We start from the raw sequence: 14,259 nt of genomic DNA on the forward strand, positions 1-14,259 counted from the left end.
CGGCGGTTCATCCGCCGCCCGTCCCGATGACGATCGGCGTCTCCAGGTCGATATCGACCCAGAGCGGAAAATGGTCGGAAGCGATTTGGCCGATATCGGCGCTGACCGAGCGCACGCGCCCGGCAAACATGCCGCCGACGAAGCAATGGTCGAGCCGGCGCTTTGCCAGCCTGCCATCGATAGTCTTCACATGGGTGTGGAAATCCGCTGTCGGTTCCATTGCGACGGCGGCGACATCGACAAAACCGTCGAGATAGGCGGCACCGCGATGATAGGGCGCGCTGCCGACAATGCGCCGGTACTCGGCGCTATCCGGCTCCATGTTGAAGTCGCCCAACCAGATCGCCGCTACGGGGTTTTCTGGCTCCTGTTCGCCATTGCTCCAGTTGCGCGCCGGCTCGTCGTCGGCGCCGCTCCATGGGCCGCCCTCGGACGGCGCACGGCGATGCTCGGCGAGCAAATAGTCGATCTGCTCCAGCCGCTCCTCGGCCGCGATATGCGCCAGATGCAACGACAGCACCCGCACCGGACCGGCAGGGGTGCGGATCATGCATTCGAGTGCGGCATTGCGGGTGTTGAGCGGCCGCAGCGTGCGCCTGAGCGGCAGCGTATGCAGCCGCGACCAGACGATCGGAAGCTTCGACAGAACCATGGTGCCGAATTGCCGCCGCCGGTTGACGATGCGGCCTTCACGCCGGTGGCTGGCATCCATGTCGAAGGCCGGCCCGTAGACCCAATGGTAGTCGGGCAGAAATTGCGAAAGAAGTTCCGGCTGGTCGTCCTCGTTGCTGCGCAACCAGTGCCGTTCCACCTCCTGCAAGGCGACGATGTCGGCGCCGGCCACGACCTTGGCACAACGCGCCAGGTCGTAGCGGCCATCGCTGCCGAAGCCGTACTGGATGTTATAGCTGACCAGCTTCATTGCTTATCCGGCTCAGTTTCCTGCTGGCAGTAGCCGTTCGCTGACAGCCTTGCAATGTGCACCCGGGCGGAGGGAGCTTGGGCCAGATGCTAAGTGGTCAGCGGCTGGAACCGACCGGGCGGGGATGCTGCCAGTTCCGACCAGTCGATTTCTTCCTCAAGGCGGTGGTAGGCTTCGTCGCCGATCGTTCCGTCGATGCGCAAACGCTCCAGCGCATCGCGCTGGCTCTTGATGGCGTAGAGACGCAATCTGTCATACTCGGTCGCCGCCTGGGCATCCTCCGGGTTTTCGGCGATGGCGCGCTGGGCGGCATATTGCTCTCGCACCGCCCCGGCCGCGCTCGATGTCTTGCCGCTGAGCACGTCCAGCGCCGCCTGCATGATGGCGACGCGCGCCTGCGCCACCTCCCGGTCGACCGTCCGGTCGAGGTCGAGATTGAGCAGAAGCAGCAACGGTTTCAGGCTGACGCCTTGCAGCACCAACGTGCCGAGCACGACCGTGAAAGCGGCGAGCACGATCGGATCACGGCCCGGAAAGTCGGCCGGCAAGGCGAAGGCTGCCGCAAGCGTCACCAGGCCACGCATGCCGCACCAGCCGATGAGCACGCCGCCGCGGAATGTCGGTGCGTCCTTCCGCCTGTCCTCGTCGCCCAGACGGGCCAGCGCTCTGAGGATCGCGCCGCAGCCCAGAACCCAGACGAGCCGTGATACGATGACGACGGCCAGCACAGCCAGGGCAAAGACGAACGCCTCGCTTTGTCCTTGCTCGGCAAGTCGCCCGACGATGGACCGCGCTTGCAGGCCCATCAGAACGAAGGCCAGCACGTTGAGCACGAACACCGCCGTCTCCCAGACCGAGTAGGAGCTGACACGATTCCTTGCCGGCATGCGGCGCGGCGATGTACGTGCGATCGTCATGGCATAGACGACGATCGTGATGATGGCGGAAAGCCCTATCCTGTCGGCCAGGATCCAGACGCCGAAGGTTGAGGCGAATTGCACCACGGTGCCGCTCGCCGGGTCGTCGATGCGGCCGAGTATGGCGAGAGACAACCGGCCGAGCACATAGCCTGCGGCAAGGCTGCCGACCGTCGACAGCAGGATCATTGGAACGGCACTGCTCAACAGGATGGAGCCGGCGGCTGCGGAAACCGACATCCTGTAGATCAACAGCGCCGTGGCGTCGTTGAGCAGGCTCTCGCCTTCCAGGATGGCGGTGATGCGGTGCGGCACCTTGAACTGTCCGAGCACGGCCGCCGCCGCCACCGCATCGGGCGGCGCCACGATCGCGCCGAGCGCTATGGCCGCGGCAATGGGCAGGCCTGCCATCGTCCAGCCGACCAGCGCGACCGTCACGGTGGTGAAGATGACGGCGCCAAGCGCCAGCAGGATGAGCGAAACCTTGTAGCGGTTGAGATCGCGCAGCGACGTGTCATAGGCCGCGTCGAGCAGAACCGGCGCGATGAACAGAGCGAGCGCCAGCTCCGGGTCGATCTCGATGGTCGGGGCAAACGGCAGGAAGGCGATGCCGGCGCCGGCCAGCGCCAGCAATGACGGATAGGGAATCTGCAGACGCCGCGACAGCGCGGTCAGTGCGACCGCGATGAGAAGCAGGACAAGCGTGAGTTCAAAAAGCGCCATGCCTTATCGTAGCGGTGAAGCCGGGCGATTGGCACTGCAAAAACGGCGACGGCTTTGGCTGCTCGTGAATGGTGAATGGCTGCGTGCAGAGGAATTTCGGCGCGTAAAGCGCATTCTTACTATTCACTATTCACTATTCACTATTCACCATTCACTCTTCTCCTAATGCAGCACCAGCATGTCGCCCGACGAGAACGAAATCTCGGCCTTTTCGCCGACGGCCGGCGGCGGTGTGGCCGGACTGTTGAACGTGTCGAGCGAGACCGTGCTGCCGCCGATGCCGACGCGAACCCGGATGACCGAGCCGAGGAAATGCACCTCGGCGATTTCGCCCGAAAGGCTGGAATCGCGGCCGGGGTGTCGGCCGAGCGAGATCGCCTCGGGCCGCAACGCCAGCGACAGCGTGTCGCCGGATTTCGAGCCGTTGAGCTTGCCCTTGAGCGAGACCTCTTGCGAGTTGACGCGCACCTTGCCCGAAGCGGCGTCGGTGACCGTGCCTTCGAGCACGTTCAGCGTGCCGACGAAATTGGCGACGAATTTGGTTGCCGGCCGGTTGTAGATCTCGAACGGCGTGCCGACCTGCTCGGCCTTGCCGCCATACATGACGGCGATGCGGTCGGAGATCGACAGCGCTTCTTCCTGGTCGTGGGTGACGAAGATGGTGGTGATGCCGAGCTTCTTCTGGATCGAGCGGATTTCCTCGCGCAGCGACACGCGCACCTTGGCGTCGAGCGCCGACAGCGGCTCGTCGAGCAGCAGCAGTTTCGGCTTGGGCGCAATCGCCCGCGCCAGCGCGATGCGCTGCTGCTGACCGCCGGAGAGCTGATAGGGATAGCGGTCGCCCATCTGCGGCAGCTTGATGATGTCGAGCATTTCGGCAATGCGCCTGTCGGCATCGGCCTTCGGCATACCGGCGACCTTCAGCCCGAACCCGATATTCTGTGCCACCGTGAGGTTCGGAAACAGCGCATAGGCCTGGAACACCATGCCGATATTGCGCTGATTGGGTTTCAGCCGGGTGATGTCCTTGCCGGCCACGACGACCTTACCGGCGCTTGGCTCCTCGAAGCCGGCGACCATGCGCAGCACCGTCGTCTTGCCGCAGCCCGACGGGCCAAGGAATGAGACGAATTCGCCCGGCTCGACGTCGAGGTTGAAATCCTGCACCACCGTGGCGGCGCCGAAGGATTTTCGCACCTGCTGGATTGAGAGGAATGGCTCGGCCATGGCTTTTTCTTTCGGCTTGTCGATCAGTTCGGGCTGTTCGCCGATCGCGGCGCGAAGCGCGACAGTATCTGGATCAGCGACATGCAGCCCCAGGTAATGGCGAAGGCGATCACCGCAAGGGCGGCGGGTTCATAGGCGCGGTTGGCACCGATGTTCTGCAGATAAGGGCCGAAAGCCGGGCGGCTGAGCAGGCTGGCCATGGTGAATTCACCAATGACGATGGCGAAAGTCAGGAAGGCACCGGACAGCACTGCGATCAGCACGTTGGGCAGGATCACGCGGCCAATGATCGTGCCCCAGCCGGCGCCCAGAATTTGCGCGGCTTCGGTCAGCGTGCGCACATCGATGGTGCGCAGGCCGGTGTCAACGGCCCGATACATATAAGGCAGAGCCAGCGTCGTATAGCCAATGACCAGCAACGCGTTCGCGCCCCAATTGCTACCCAGGAACGGCAATGGCGAATTCGAACCGTACATCCTGATATAGCCGAAAACGATGACGATGGCCGGAATGACCAGCGGCAATAGGGTGATGAATTCGACGATTGGCCGCAACTGCGGCAGACGCAACCGGATCCAGTACGCCGCCGGCACCACGATCAGCACGCCGAGAATGATGGTGCAGACGGCCGCGATGACCGAAAACAGGAAGGTTGACTGGAAGCGCGCGTCGCCCAGCACGACCTGATAGGCGTCGAATGAATGAACGCCGCGCCGCATGCGCAGCGAGAATTCCACCGTCGCAATCAGCGGAATGAAGAAATAGGCGGCCCCGACAATGAATAAGACCCAGGCCCAGAACTTACCCGACTTCATTTGAGCCACCTTTCGGAGCGAGTCCGAAACCAAATGTAGAAGACATTCGCAAGGCCGGTGATAACGATCATGCCGAAGGCTATGGCATAAGCGAGTTGTGGGTTGTGCAACACGTCGCCATTCATCTGCGAGTAGAGCTTAATGGGAACGATATTAAGCGTCGGACCGGCGAACGCATAAGCAGTCGCGATGGCGCCGAAAGCGTTGGCGAACAACAAGATGACCGTGCCGAGGAAGCTCGGCCATATCACAGGGATGACCACCATGCGCCAATACTGCGACTGAGTGGCGCCGAGTGTGGCGGCGGCCTCTCCCCATTCCTTCTTCAAGCCGTCAATGGCCGGCACGATGATGACCACCATCAGAGGTATCTGGAAGAACAGATAGACCGCAATCAACCCCGATGTGGTGAGAAAGTTGAAGCCCATCGCGTAGATGTTGATATTGAGGACGTCACGCAGAAGCGTTGTGACGATGCCGACACGGCCGAGCGTAGCCAAGAATGCGAAGGCGAGCGGCAAGCCGGCGAAATTCGAGGCGACGCCCGAAAAGGTCAGGGTCGCGGAGCGCGTCCAGCTTGGAAGTCCGCCGCGCACTATCGCGATCGCTATTGCGAGCCCAGCAAACGCCCCGATGATGGCCGACCAGAAACTGATCTTGATCGAAGACCAGTAGGAATTGCTGATCGAAGGATCGCTGACCAGCTGCAAGATGTTGTCTAGCGTGAACTGGCCTTCGCTGCCTTGGAAAGCCCCCACGACGAGATAGAGCGTGGGCAGGATCAGGAACATCAGGGCGAAGATGAAGAACGGCGCCACTCCGATCCATTGCGTCGGCAAACGGAAGGCGGTCGCCTCCTTCGGTGGCGCCGGCTTGGTGGCAGATGCCTGATTTGAAAGCGAGAGATCGGCCATGGCCGGCTACCGTCTGCTAGAGAGCCGGGCGGCCTCGCGACCGCCCGGTGGATTCAAGTCTTACTTGACGTTGGCGCCGACAGTGGCGTCCCAGTTCTTGCTGATGGCTTCCTTCGCCTTGCCCTGCTCGTCGAGCGACGGGAACACCGCCGCCGCATAGGACTCGGCCGGCGGCAGCTTGGCCATCACGTCGGCCGGAAGCTTGCCGTTCTTGGCGAGGTCATTGAAGCGGATGGGGTGACAATAGCCCTTCAGCCAGCCGATCTGGCCTTCGTCCGAGTAGAGGTATTCCATCCAGAGCTTGGCTGCATTTGGATGCGGCGCATAGGCGCTGATTGCCTGCACGTAGACACCGGCGACGACGCCGGTCTTCGGCACGATCACGTCGACGGGTGGGTTGCCCTTCAACGTGTCGCGGCCAGCGAGCGCATTGTAGTCCCAGTTGATTAGGATCGGGGTCTGGCCCTGTGCGAGCGTTGCTGGCTTGCCCACGACCGGGACGAAATTGCCGGCAGCGTTGAGCTTCTTGAAGAAGTCGAGGCCAGCCGTGCCGGCGGCTTCACCAGCGGCCGCGCCACCGGAAAGCCCGGCAGCGTAGACGGCCTGGATGGCTTGGTTCGACACGCGTGGGTCACCGGCCAACGCGACCGAATTGGCGAATTCCGGCTTCAGGAGGTCCGCCCAGTCGGTAGGTGATTCCTTGATCAGGTCCTTGTTGACCATAAATGACAGAACACCGTAATAATCGCCGTACCAGGCGCCTTCGGCATCCTTGGCGCTGTCGGGGATCGAGTCCCAGGTCGACACTTTGTAGGGCATCAGCAGGCCGTCGGCCTTGGCGGTCGGGCCGAAGCTCAGGCCGACGTCGATGACGTCGGGCGCTTGCGGGCCCTTGTTGTCCTTGTTGGCCTTGATCGCCTCGACCTCGTCGCCGGAGCCGGCATCGGGGTTGAGCTCGTTGACGGTGATCCCCGGATATTTTGCCTTGAAGCCGTCGATGACCGCGCCGTAGCCGCACCAGTCATGCGGCAGCGCGATGGTGGTGAGCTGGCCTTCAGTCTTGGCTGCGGCGACCAGTTCATCCATGGACTGGGCCGACGAGATGGCAGAGGTCGCCATCAGGGCGACGGCCGAAAGGGAAAGCAGTTTTCCCGTGAATTTGAACATGTGTTCTCTCCGTTGAACTGACGCCGTTGGACGCCTGCGATGCGGTATCGTTTTCGTGTGACAGCCAGATGAAAGCTTTGTGAAAGCGATGCCCCGCAGTATGAAAAAGTAAACTCTTTTTAACCGACTGTAGCAATCGCTTCGCGATTCTTTTTCCGGCTAACTAGTTTCGATCTTGCCTTTCATCTTTCCCCCTTTCCTTTGCCTCTTTTCCCAAGTCGATTTCCGATGCGAAAATTTCTCAGACGGTGCCGGCGATGGCGTTTTCGAGCAGCGTCAGCGCCGCCTTCTTGGTCAGCTTGACCGGGTTGCCGCCGGCGGTCGGATCGACCACCGCCATGTCGGCAATCAGGCCCTTGCGTTTCTTGTCCATGTCGAGCCCCTTGATCAGGCCGGGCAGCGCGTGCGGCACCTTGAGCTCCTTGCGCAGCTTGACAACAGCCTTGGCAAAACCGTCGAAGCCGCCCTTGATGCCGCAATAGGCGGCGAGCCGGGCTATGCGCGGCTCGATCGCCTCTCGGTTGAAGGCCAGCACGTAGGGCATGAACACGGCGTTGGTCATGCCATGATGGGTGTCGTAGAGCGCGCCGATCGGATGCGACAGCGAATGAATCGCTCCAAGCCCTTTCTGGAAGGCGGCCGCTCCCATGGCAGCGGCGCTCATCATGTTGGCGCGGGCGACCAGATCCTTGCCGTTGCCATAGGCTTTCGGCAGGTTTTCGAAGACCAGCCTTATGCCTTCCACGGCGATGCCGTCGGCCATCGGGTGATAGCCCGGCGCGCAATAGGCTTCGAGGCAATGGGCAAGCGCATCCATGCCGGTGCCGGCGGTGATGAAGCCCGGCATGCCGACCGACAGCTCCGGATCGGCAATGACGATCGCCGGCAAAAGCTTTGGATGGAAGATGACCTTCTTGGTATGGGTCGCCTCATTGGTGATGACGCCGGCGCGGCCGACCTCCGAGCCGGTGCCGGCCGTGGTCGGCACGGCGATGATCGGCGCGATCGCATCGGCATCGGCGCGCGTCCACCAGTCGCCGACATCCTCGAAATCCCAGACCGGCCGCGTCTGCCCGGCCTGGAAGGCGATCAGCTTGCCGAGGTCGAGCGCCGAGCCGCCGCCAAAGGCAATGACGCCGTCATGCTTGCCCTTCTTGAACACGGCAATGCCGGCGGTCAGGTTGGAATCCACCGGGTTCGGCTTGACCTCGGAAAATACGCCATACGGCACCTTGGCGTCGTCCAGTATTTTCAGCGTCGAGGCGACGACCGGCAATTTGGCCAGCCCCGGATCAGTGACGAACAGCGGCCGCTTGATGCCGGTCGCCGCCAGCACCTCCGGCAGCTCCTTGATGCGTCCGGCGCCGAAGCGGACGGTCGTCGGGTAATTCCATTTGGAAACGAGTTTTGTCATTTCGACCTTCTTGACTGCTTTCGTGCTCTCGGATGTCGTCAATTCACAAAGGTATTGGCCACACGGTCTGACCGCATCATGTACGGAATCCAGACGGCTGCGGCCCAGACGGAACGGTAAATTCCGCGCATCGTTTCGCCGTCGAACGCATCAGCCAAGGTTGGAAAGCTCTCGCGAAAAACCAGATGCGCGGCCCATGGGTCGAGGATGGCATATACCGGCATCGCGACTGCCCAAATCATGTACCAGCCCGGGAATATCTCCCAGCGCTTGAACATGAAGAACAATAACAGGACCGGGGCTGTAAGGCTTAGAACGCCTGCTGTCACCAGTTCGGCAACGAGCAGCGCACCTTGAGAAAAACTGAAGGCCTGCCAGTCGAAGCCGAGATAGTCGGTATTGTGCAGTTGTACCAATCCCAGTATCGGCGTGAGCATCAACCCGAGCATCGGCAGGACAAGCCATCCGCCGATACCCTCGGGACCCTCACCATCTGGCAGCGCCGATTGTTGTGTATCCGCCATTACTCCCCCTCAACAGCGATCGCATGCCTGTCGATCGCCACCTTAGATCACCTCGCGCAGATGGTATGATTTCGGCCTGGTCAGATTGTCGTAGCCGATGGCCGACAGTGCCGCGCCCTTGCCGGTGTCCTTGACGCCGGTCCAGACCAGCGCCGGGTCGAGATAGTCGCAGCGGTTCATGAACACGGTGCCGGTCTCGACACGATCGCCGATCGCCGCCGCATGCTCAATGTCGCGCGTCCAGATCGAGGCCGTCAGCCCATAGGGGCTGTCGTTCATCAGCGCGATCGCCTCCTCGTCGTTGCGCACCTTCATGATGCCGACGATCGGGCCAAAGCTTTCCTCGCGCATGACGCTCATCTGGTGGTCGACCTGGGTCAGCACTTCCGGCGCCAGATAGGGCGAACCTTGCCTGTCGTTGGCCACCTTCATATCGATGTGCGCCCTGGCGCCCTTGCGCAACGCCTCGGCCTTCTGCTCGCGGATCAGGTCGGCGAAGCGCGCCTGCGCCATCGGCCCCATGGTGGTCGCCTGGTCGAGCGGATTGCCGACGACGTAGTTCCTGGTCTCGGCAATGAAGCCCTCGACGAATTCATCGTAGACCGTCTCATGCACATAGACGCGCTCGATGCCGCAGCAGCACTGGCCGGAATTGTAGAAAGCGCCGTCGACCAGATTGGCAACGGCATGGTCCATCTTTGCGTCCGGCAGCACATAGGCCGGATCCTTGCCGCCGAGTTCGAGGCCGAGCGTCATGAAGGTGCCCGCCGCCGCCTTCTCGATGGCGCGGCCGCCGGCGACCGAGCCGGTGAAGTTGACATGGTCGATCTTGCCGGAGCCGAGCAGCCTTTCGGTCTGCGCGTGGTTCAGGACGAGGTTCTGGAACAGGCCCTTGGGCAGGCCGGCCTTATCAAACGCCTGCTGAAACCGCTCGCCGACCAACAATGTCTGTGCCGCATGCTTGAGGATGACAGCGCTGCCCGCCATCAGCGCCGGCACGATGGTGTTGACGGCAGTGAGATAGGGATAGTTCCACGGCGCGATCACCATGACCACGCCGAGTGGCACCTTCTTCACATAGCGGCGAAAGCCGTCCTTCGGATTGGAGGCCATGACCGGCTTCAGGGCCGCCTCGGCGATCTCGACCATGTAGCTGACGCGTTCCCTGACGCCGCCGAACTCGCCGCCATAGCGCACCGGCCGGCCCATCTGCCAGGCGATCTCCGGCACGATCTCGTCGGTCATGGCGACCAGCGCTTCCAGCATGGCAAGCATGTATTTGCCGCGCTCGATGACCGGCGTCTCAGCCCACTTCTCCTGCGCCGCCTTGGCACGTTCGACCGCGGCACCGATCGCCTGGTCGGTGGCAAGAGGCCGTTCGGCATAGATCGAACCGTCGACGGGGGATTTTATCTTGACCGTTTCGGTCATGCCTTGGGTCCTCGCATTCTACAATAATGTCGTTGGTTAGCGCCGCCCCTCATCCGCCTGCCGGCACCTTTTCCCGTATACTGACGGGGAGAAGGGACAAGCTCAGCGGCGGGCCCCCTCTCCCCCGTTCTTCACGGGAGAGGCTGAGGGTGAGGAGCGGCGCCAACGTTGCCAGATTATTCAATACCGCTCGAACCCCCTGTGCAGTTCCCAGTCCGTAATCCGGCGGTCGTACTCGAACTGTTCCCAGTGTGCCGTGTGGACGTAATGTTCCAGCACATCGTCGCCGAGCGCTTGCCTCAGCATTTTCGATTCCGCCAGCGTCGCGGTGGCGTCGCGCAATGTCTTTGGAATTTCAGGCAGCTGCGAGGCCTGGTAGGCATCACCGACGAAGGGCTTCTGCAGTTCAAGCTTTTCATCGATGCCGGCAAGCCCGGCCGCGATCAGCGCGGCGAAAGCCAGATAGGGGTTCAAATCGGCGCCGCCGATGCGGCATTCCATGCGGATGCCCTTGGTGCCCTCGCCGCAAAGACGGAAACCGGCGGTGCGGTTGTCCTCGCTCCACATGATCTTGGTCGGCGCAAAGGTGCCGGCCTGGAAGCGCTTGTAGGAGTTGATGTAGGGCGCCAGGAACCAGGTGAATTCCTTGGCATATTTGAGCTGGCCGGCCGCCCATTGCTGGCCGAGTGTCGACAGCGTCCACTCGGCATTTTTGTCGTAGAACAACGGCGTCTTGCCGTCGGCGCTCCACAGCGAATTATGGATGTGGCTGGAATTGCCGGCGAGCCCGTAATTGTACTTGGCCATGAACGAGATCGCCTTGCCTTCGGACTCGGCGATTTCCTTGGCGCCGTTCTTCAGGATGACGTGGCGGTCGGCCATGTCGAGCGCCTCGGCGTAACGGACATTGATCTCTTCCTGGCCTGGCCCCCACTCGCCCTTCGAATTCTCGATCGGGATGCCGGCCGCCTCCATCTCGTTGCGCAGCCGGCGCATGACGCCTTCTTCCTTGGTGGTGATGCCGATCTGGTAGTCGCCGATGTAGGGCGATGCCGTCTCGAGGCCCTGCCAGTGCTTCTTGCGGGCGGAATCGTAGGTTTCGCTGAACAGATAGAATTCGAGCTCGGAAGCGAAATAGCCGATATAGCCGCGATCCTGCAGCCGCTTGACCTGCTTCTTCAGCATGGCGCGCGGCGAATGCGCCAGGTCGTCATGGGTATGGTGGTCGAGCACGTCGCAGATCACCAGCGCCGTCTTCTCCAGCCACGGAACGAGCCGCAGCGTCGCAAGGTCCGGCTTCATGACGAAATCGCCATAACCCTTCGACCAGCTCGCCGCCTTGTAGCCGGGCACCGGTTCCATATCGATGTCTGCCGCCAAGAGATAGTTGCAGCCATGCGTCTCGTCATGCGCGGAATCGACGAAATAACGGGCCAGGAACCGCTTTCCCGCGAGCCGCCCCTGCATATCGACGATGCAGGCCAGCACCGTGTCGACCTCGCCGCTGGAGACCGCTTGCTTCAACTGATCGAACGAGAAATTTCCGGCCATTCCTTTGGCACTCCAGCGCTTTGTCGTTTCGGGCTTGTCACTTTGAAAAGGAAACGAAAACCACGGCCGGCGCGAATGCCGGCCATGGTCGTGAGAGGGGGTCAGGCGCCGGCTTCGCCTATGGCTAGCTCGGCTGCCTTGATCGCCGCCTGACGCTTTGCGATCTGGTCGCCGATGGGCGGACCCTGGAAGCGGCGGTTCTCGAAACCGAACCAAAGCACCGCGGTCAGCACAATGAAGCCCAAGGTGATATAGAGCACTTTGTCGTTCGGCGGCTGGATGGCGATGTAGAAGATGATCGCCATGCCGATGACCGACAGGATGCAAAACAGCTTGAACAGGCCGGCGCCGAGGTTCCATGGGCCGGGGTTCGGCCATTTTTCCGTTCCGAAAGCCATCATGCCGAGCACGATCGGAATGATGAAGGACAGAAACAGGAACACCAATGTCGAATTGACGACGATGGTATAGATGTTCGTGCCGCCGACCGAGATGAACTGGGCAAGAAAGACATAGATTACCTCGAGCACAGCAGCCGTCCAAATCGCATTGACCGGCGTGCGCCAGGTCGGGCTGACCTTGGCTAGCGAGGCCGAGCCGACCGGCATGCCGCCGTCACGCGAGAAGGCGAAAAGCATGCGCGAGGCAGAGGTGACCGTTGCCAGACCGCAGAGGAACTGCGCGATCAGGATGCCCAGATAGAGCAGTGTCTTCAGCCACGCCGGCAAGATCGCGTCCATCGTGGCGAAGAACACGCTCCAGCCCTGCTTGGCGCCGGCCGCCAGATCCGGAATCGCCAGTACGATCGCGCACAGCATCACCCAGCCGATCAGCGACGACCAGACTACGGACGAAACGATTGCCCGCGGAACCGAGTGCGCCGCCCTCAACGTTTCTTCCGAAGTATGCGCCGACGCGTCATAGCCAGTGATGGTGTAAACCGGCAGCAGCAGGCAGAGCAGGAAGAGATACGTCATGGAATCGGACTGCGGGAAAACACCGCCGCCCGCGTCGCCCGAATAGTTCGTGAACGTCCACAGCCGTGTGATGTCGATCGCTGGAGCAAACATCAGGCAGGCGACGATCAGCACGGCTGTCGTTGCCAGGATCAGGAAGCCGGAGGCGTCCGTCAACATAGCCGTCAATTTGATGCCGAAATGATTGAGCAGCGCCTGCAACACGGTGATGAAGGCGACAAACCCGACGATCTCACCAGGCGTGCCAGTCATGCCGAAGGCTCCGCCGAAAGTGCCGACGAAGAAGAAAGCAGTACCGATGTTGATGGCGCCGAGCACGGTGATCAGGCCGAGCAGATTGAGCCATGCGGTGAGCCAGCCAGTGAAACGGTTCCCTAGGATGGATGCCCAGTGATAGAGGCCGCCGGCGGTCGGAAATGCAGAGGCGATCTGGGCCATGGCGAGCGCGAAAAATCCCGAAACCATGCACCCGACGATCCAGCCGATGCCAGCGCCGGCGCCACCGATGGACGACGTCGCTTGCGCGAAGGAATTGATGCCGCCTGAGAGGATGCAGATGATCGAGAACGAGATCGCGAAATTCGAGAAGCGGCTCATGCTTCGCGACAGTTCCTGAGCATAGCCCATTCCGTGGAGAACTTTCAGGTCCTCCTTCTTGTCAACTTCGCTGTAACCCGGTGCTACCATTTTAAAGTCCCCTTTTGGTTTCTTAGCTGGCCGATTGAACTGACTTTCCGACTGCGCTTGGTCTGGAGTCCTTGGCCGCTTCGGGCTCCAGATTGAGAAAAATACCGGTGAGCAGATCCGCCCATTTCCGCTGCCCGGCCGCGCCGGCGATCTCGTCGTTGCGGATTTCAATCATTGCGCAGGGCAGCCCGCGCGAGCGCGCATGGCGTTCCAGCGTGAAATAGACCCGGTCGGCCGGCGAATAGGGTTCGTTGACGCCGACGCTGACGCCGGCAAGCCGCTTCAGTGTCGCGATCAGCGGCGCCGCCAGCCGGCGATCCTCGTCGTGGATGATGCCGATGTGCCAGGGCCGGCTTTTGCCTTTGTAGAGCGGCGTGAAGGAATGGATCGAGACCAGCCTGGTCTCCCGCCCGGCCGCCAGGCGCTCGTCGATGACCGTTGCGATCCGCTCGTGAAACGGTCGCCACGCCAGCGCGATGCGCGCCTCCCGCTGGTCGGCCGAAAGTCCCTGGTTGGCCGGGACCACGGTTTTTTCGCTGGCGCTGACCGTCACTATCAGGTCCGGCGCGTCGAGCGGGCGGTTGCAGTCGATGATGAGCCGCGAGATGCAGGTCTCGACCAGCGTCGCATCGAGCGCCTCGGCCATGCGGCGCGCCACCGGCAAGGCGCCGGGATCCCAGGCGATGTGGCGGGAAAGTTCCTCGGCGGCAAGGCCGAGCGTTCCGAATTCCGGTGGAAGGAAATTGGAGGCGTGGTCGCAGGTCAGCACGAAAGGGCTTGATCCGCCGGGGTTCGTCACCCTTACGGTTTCAGGCGATGCAAGGCTGGCGGGCCGTGCTGTCTCCATTGTCTGCTGTCCCCGGGGAGCGCTGTATCGTATGTTACGTATTTTGCCTCATTGCGTCCCTGCGGATGATTTCATACAGTTTGGCCGGCTTTGTCAAACGCGATTTCGATAATGCGCTAACGGCACGGCCAGGGTGGGGAAAA

General features: G+C 61.9%; 12 protein-coding genes. All 12 read right to left on the reverse strand.

All coding sequences use genetic code 11. The annotated features are described in order from the left end of the window. Nucleotides 1–7 precede the first annotated feature (7 nt). A complete protein-coding gene (locus NKH30_RS06315; RefSeq protein ID WP_352767697.1) occupies nucleotides 8–922 on the reverse strand; it encodes an endonuclease/exonuclease/phosphatase family protein in 915 nt (304 codons plus the stop codon). Nucleotides 923–1,011: 89 nt separating this feature from the next. After that, nucleotides 1,012–2,562 (reverse strand): cation:proton antiporter, encoded by a 1,551-nt coding sequence (locus tag NKH30_RS06320; protein WP_352620344.1) that lies wholly within the window; start codon nucleotides 2,560–2,562, stop codon nucleotides 1,012–1,014. A gap of 162 nt (nucleotides 2,563–2,724) precedes the next feature. Further along, complete coding sequence (locus tag NKH30_RS06325) at nucleotides 2,725–3,789, reverse strand: ABC transporter ATP-binding protein (protein WP_352690465.1); 1,065 nt, start codon at nucleotides 3,787–3,789, stop codon at nucleotides 2,725–2,727. A 23-nt stretch (nucleotides 3,790–3,812) separates the two neighbouring features. Continuing rightward, entirely contained in the window at nucleotides 3,813–4,604 is a 792-nt protein-coding gene (locus NKH30_RS06330) for an ABC transporter permease (protein ID WP_352690462.1), read from the reverse strand. Next, nucleotides 4,601–5,518 (reverse strand): ABC transporter permease, encoded by a 918-nt coding sequence (locus NKH30_RS06335; protein ID WP_502898191.1) that lies wholly within the window; start codon nucleotides 5,516–5,518, stop codon nucleotides 4,601–4,603. Before NKH30_RS06335 ends, NKH30_RS06330 begins: the two co-directional genes overlap by 4 nt. A gap of 60 nt (nucleotides 5,519–5,578) precedes the next feature. After that, nucleotides 5,579–6,685, reverse strand: a complete 1,107-nt coding sequence (locus NKH30_RS06340; RefSeq protein WP_352979019.1) for an ABC transporter substrate-binding protein — start codon at nucleotides 6,683–6,685, stop codon at nucleotides 5,579–5,581. Nucleotides 6,686–6,926: 241 nt separating this feature from the next. Then, on the reverse strand, nucleotides 6,927–8,099 hold the full coding sequence (locus NKH30_RS06345) for an iron-containing alcohol dehydrogenase (protein ID WP_352979021.1): 1,173 nt from the start codon (nucleotides 8,097–8,099) through the stop codon (nucleotides 6,927–6,929). 38 nt (nucleotides 8,100–8,137) lie between these two features. Further along, nucleotides 8,138–8,623: a DUF2569 domain-containing protein gene (locus NKH30_RS06350; protein WP_352979023.1), complete on the reverse strand. Its 486-nt coding sequence runs from the start codon at nucleotides 8,621–8,623 to the stop codon at nucleotides 8,138–8,140. A gap of 42 nt (nucleotides 8,624–8,665) precedes the next feature. Further along, nucleotides 8,666–10,054 (reverse strand): aldehyde dehydrogenase family protein, encoded by a 1,389-nt coding sequence (locus NKH30_RS06355; protein ID WP_352682481.1) that lies wholly within the window; start codon nucleotides 10,052–10,054, stop codon nucleotides 8,666–8,668. 180 nt (nucleotides 10,055–10,234) lie between these two features. Further along, nucleotides 10,235–11,605 carry a glutamine synthetase family protein gene (locus tag NKH30_RS06360; protein ID WP_352469498.1) on the reverse strand — a complete coding sequence of 457 codons (1,371 nt, stop codon included), beginning with the start codon at nucleotides 11,603–11,605 and terminating at the stop codon, nucleotides 10,235–10,237. Between the two features lie 101 nt (nucleotides 11,606–11,706). Continuing rightward, complete coding sequence (locus NKH30_RS06365; RefSeq protein WP_352448255.1) at nucleotides 11,707–13,269, reverse strand: amino acid permease; 1,563 nt, start codon at nucleotides 13,267–13,269, stop codon at nucleotides 11,707–11,709. A 22-nt stretch (nucleotides 13,270–13,291) separates the two neighbouring features. Beyond that, the gene (locus NKH30_RS06370) at nucleotides 13,292–14,116 is read right to left on the reverse strand and encodes an N-formylglutamate amidohydrolase (RefSeq protein WP_352979025.1); all 825 of its coding nucleotides are present in this window, start codon (nucleotides 14,114–14,116) and stop codon (nucleotides 13,292–13,294) included. Between the last annotated feature and the right edge of the window lie 143 nt (nucleotides 14,117–14,259).

It is taken from the genome of Mesorhizobium sp. M1273, assembly GCF_040318195.1.
Classification (GTDB): domain Bacteria; phylum Pseudomonadota; class Alphaproteobacteria; order Rhizobiales; family Rhizobiaceae; genus Mesorhizobium.

Excerpts from the sequence above, each read along its gene's own strand:
- NKH30_RS06315 (WP_352767697.1), bottom strand. The coding sequence starts at position 922 with ATGAAGCTGGTCAGCTATAACATCCAGTACGGCTTCGGCAGCGATGGC.
- NKH30_RS06320 (WP_352620344.1), bottom strand. The coding sequence starts at position 2,562 with ATGGCGCTTTTTGAACTCACGCTTGTCCTGCTTCTCATCGCGGTCGCA.
- NKH30_RS06325 (WP_352690465.1), bottom strand. The coding sequence starts at position 3,789 with ATGGCCGAGCCATTCCTCTCAATCCAGCAGGTGCGAAAATCCTTCGGC.
- NKH30_RS06330 (WP_352690462.1), bottom strand. The coding sequence starts at position 4,604 with ATGAAGTCGGGTAAGTTCTGGGCCTGGGTCTTATTCATTGTCGGGGCC.
- NKH30_RS06335 (WP_502898191.1), bottom strand. The coding sequence starts at position 5,518 with ATGGCCGATCTCTCGCTTTCAAATCAGGCATCTGCCACCAAGCCGGCG.
- NKH30_RS06340 (WP_352979019.1), bottom strand. The coding sequence starts at position 6,685 with ATGTTCAAATTCACGGGAAAACTGCTTTCCCTTTCGGCCGTCGCCCTG.
- NKH30_RS06345 (WP_352979021.1), bottom strand. The coding sequence starts at position 8,099 with ATGACAAAACTCGTTTCCAAATGGAATTACCCGACGACCGTCCGCTTC.
- NKH30_RS06350 (WP_352979023.1), bottom strand. The coding sequence starts at position 8,623 with ATGGCGGATACACAACAATCGGCGCTGCCAGATGGTGAGGGTCCCGAG.
- NKH30_RS06355 (WP_352682481.1), bottom strand. The coding sequence starts at position 10,054 with ATGACCGAAACGGTCAAGATAAAATCCCCCGTCGACGGTTCGATCTAT.
- NKH30_RS06360 (WP_352469498.1), bottom strand. The coding sequence starts at position 11,605 with ATGGCCGGAAATTTCTCGTTCGATCAGTTGAAGCAAGCGGTCTCCAGC.
- NKH30_RS06365 (WP_352448255.1), bottom strand. The coding sequence starts at position 13,269 with ATGGTAGCACCGGGTTACAGCGAAGTTGACAAGAAGGAGGACCTGAAA.
- NKH30_RS06370 (WP_352979025.1), bottom strand. The coding sequence starts at position 14,116 with ATGGAGACAGCACGGCCCGCCAGCCTTGCATCGCCTGAAACCGTAAGG.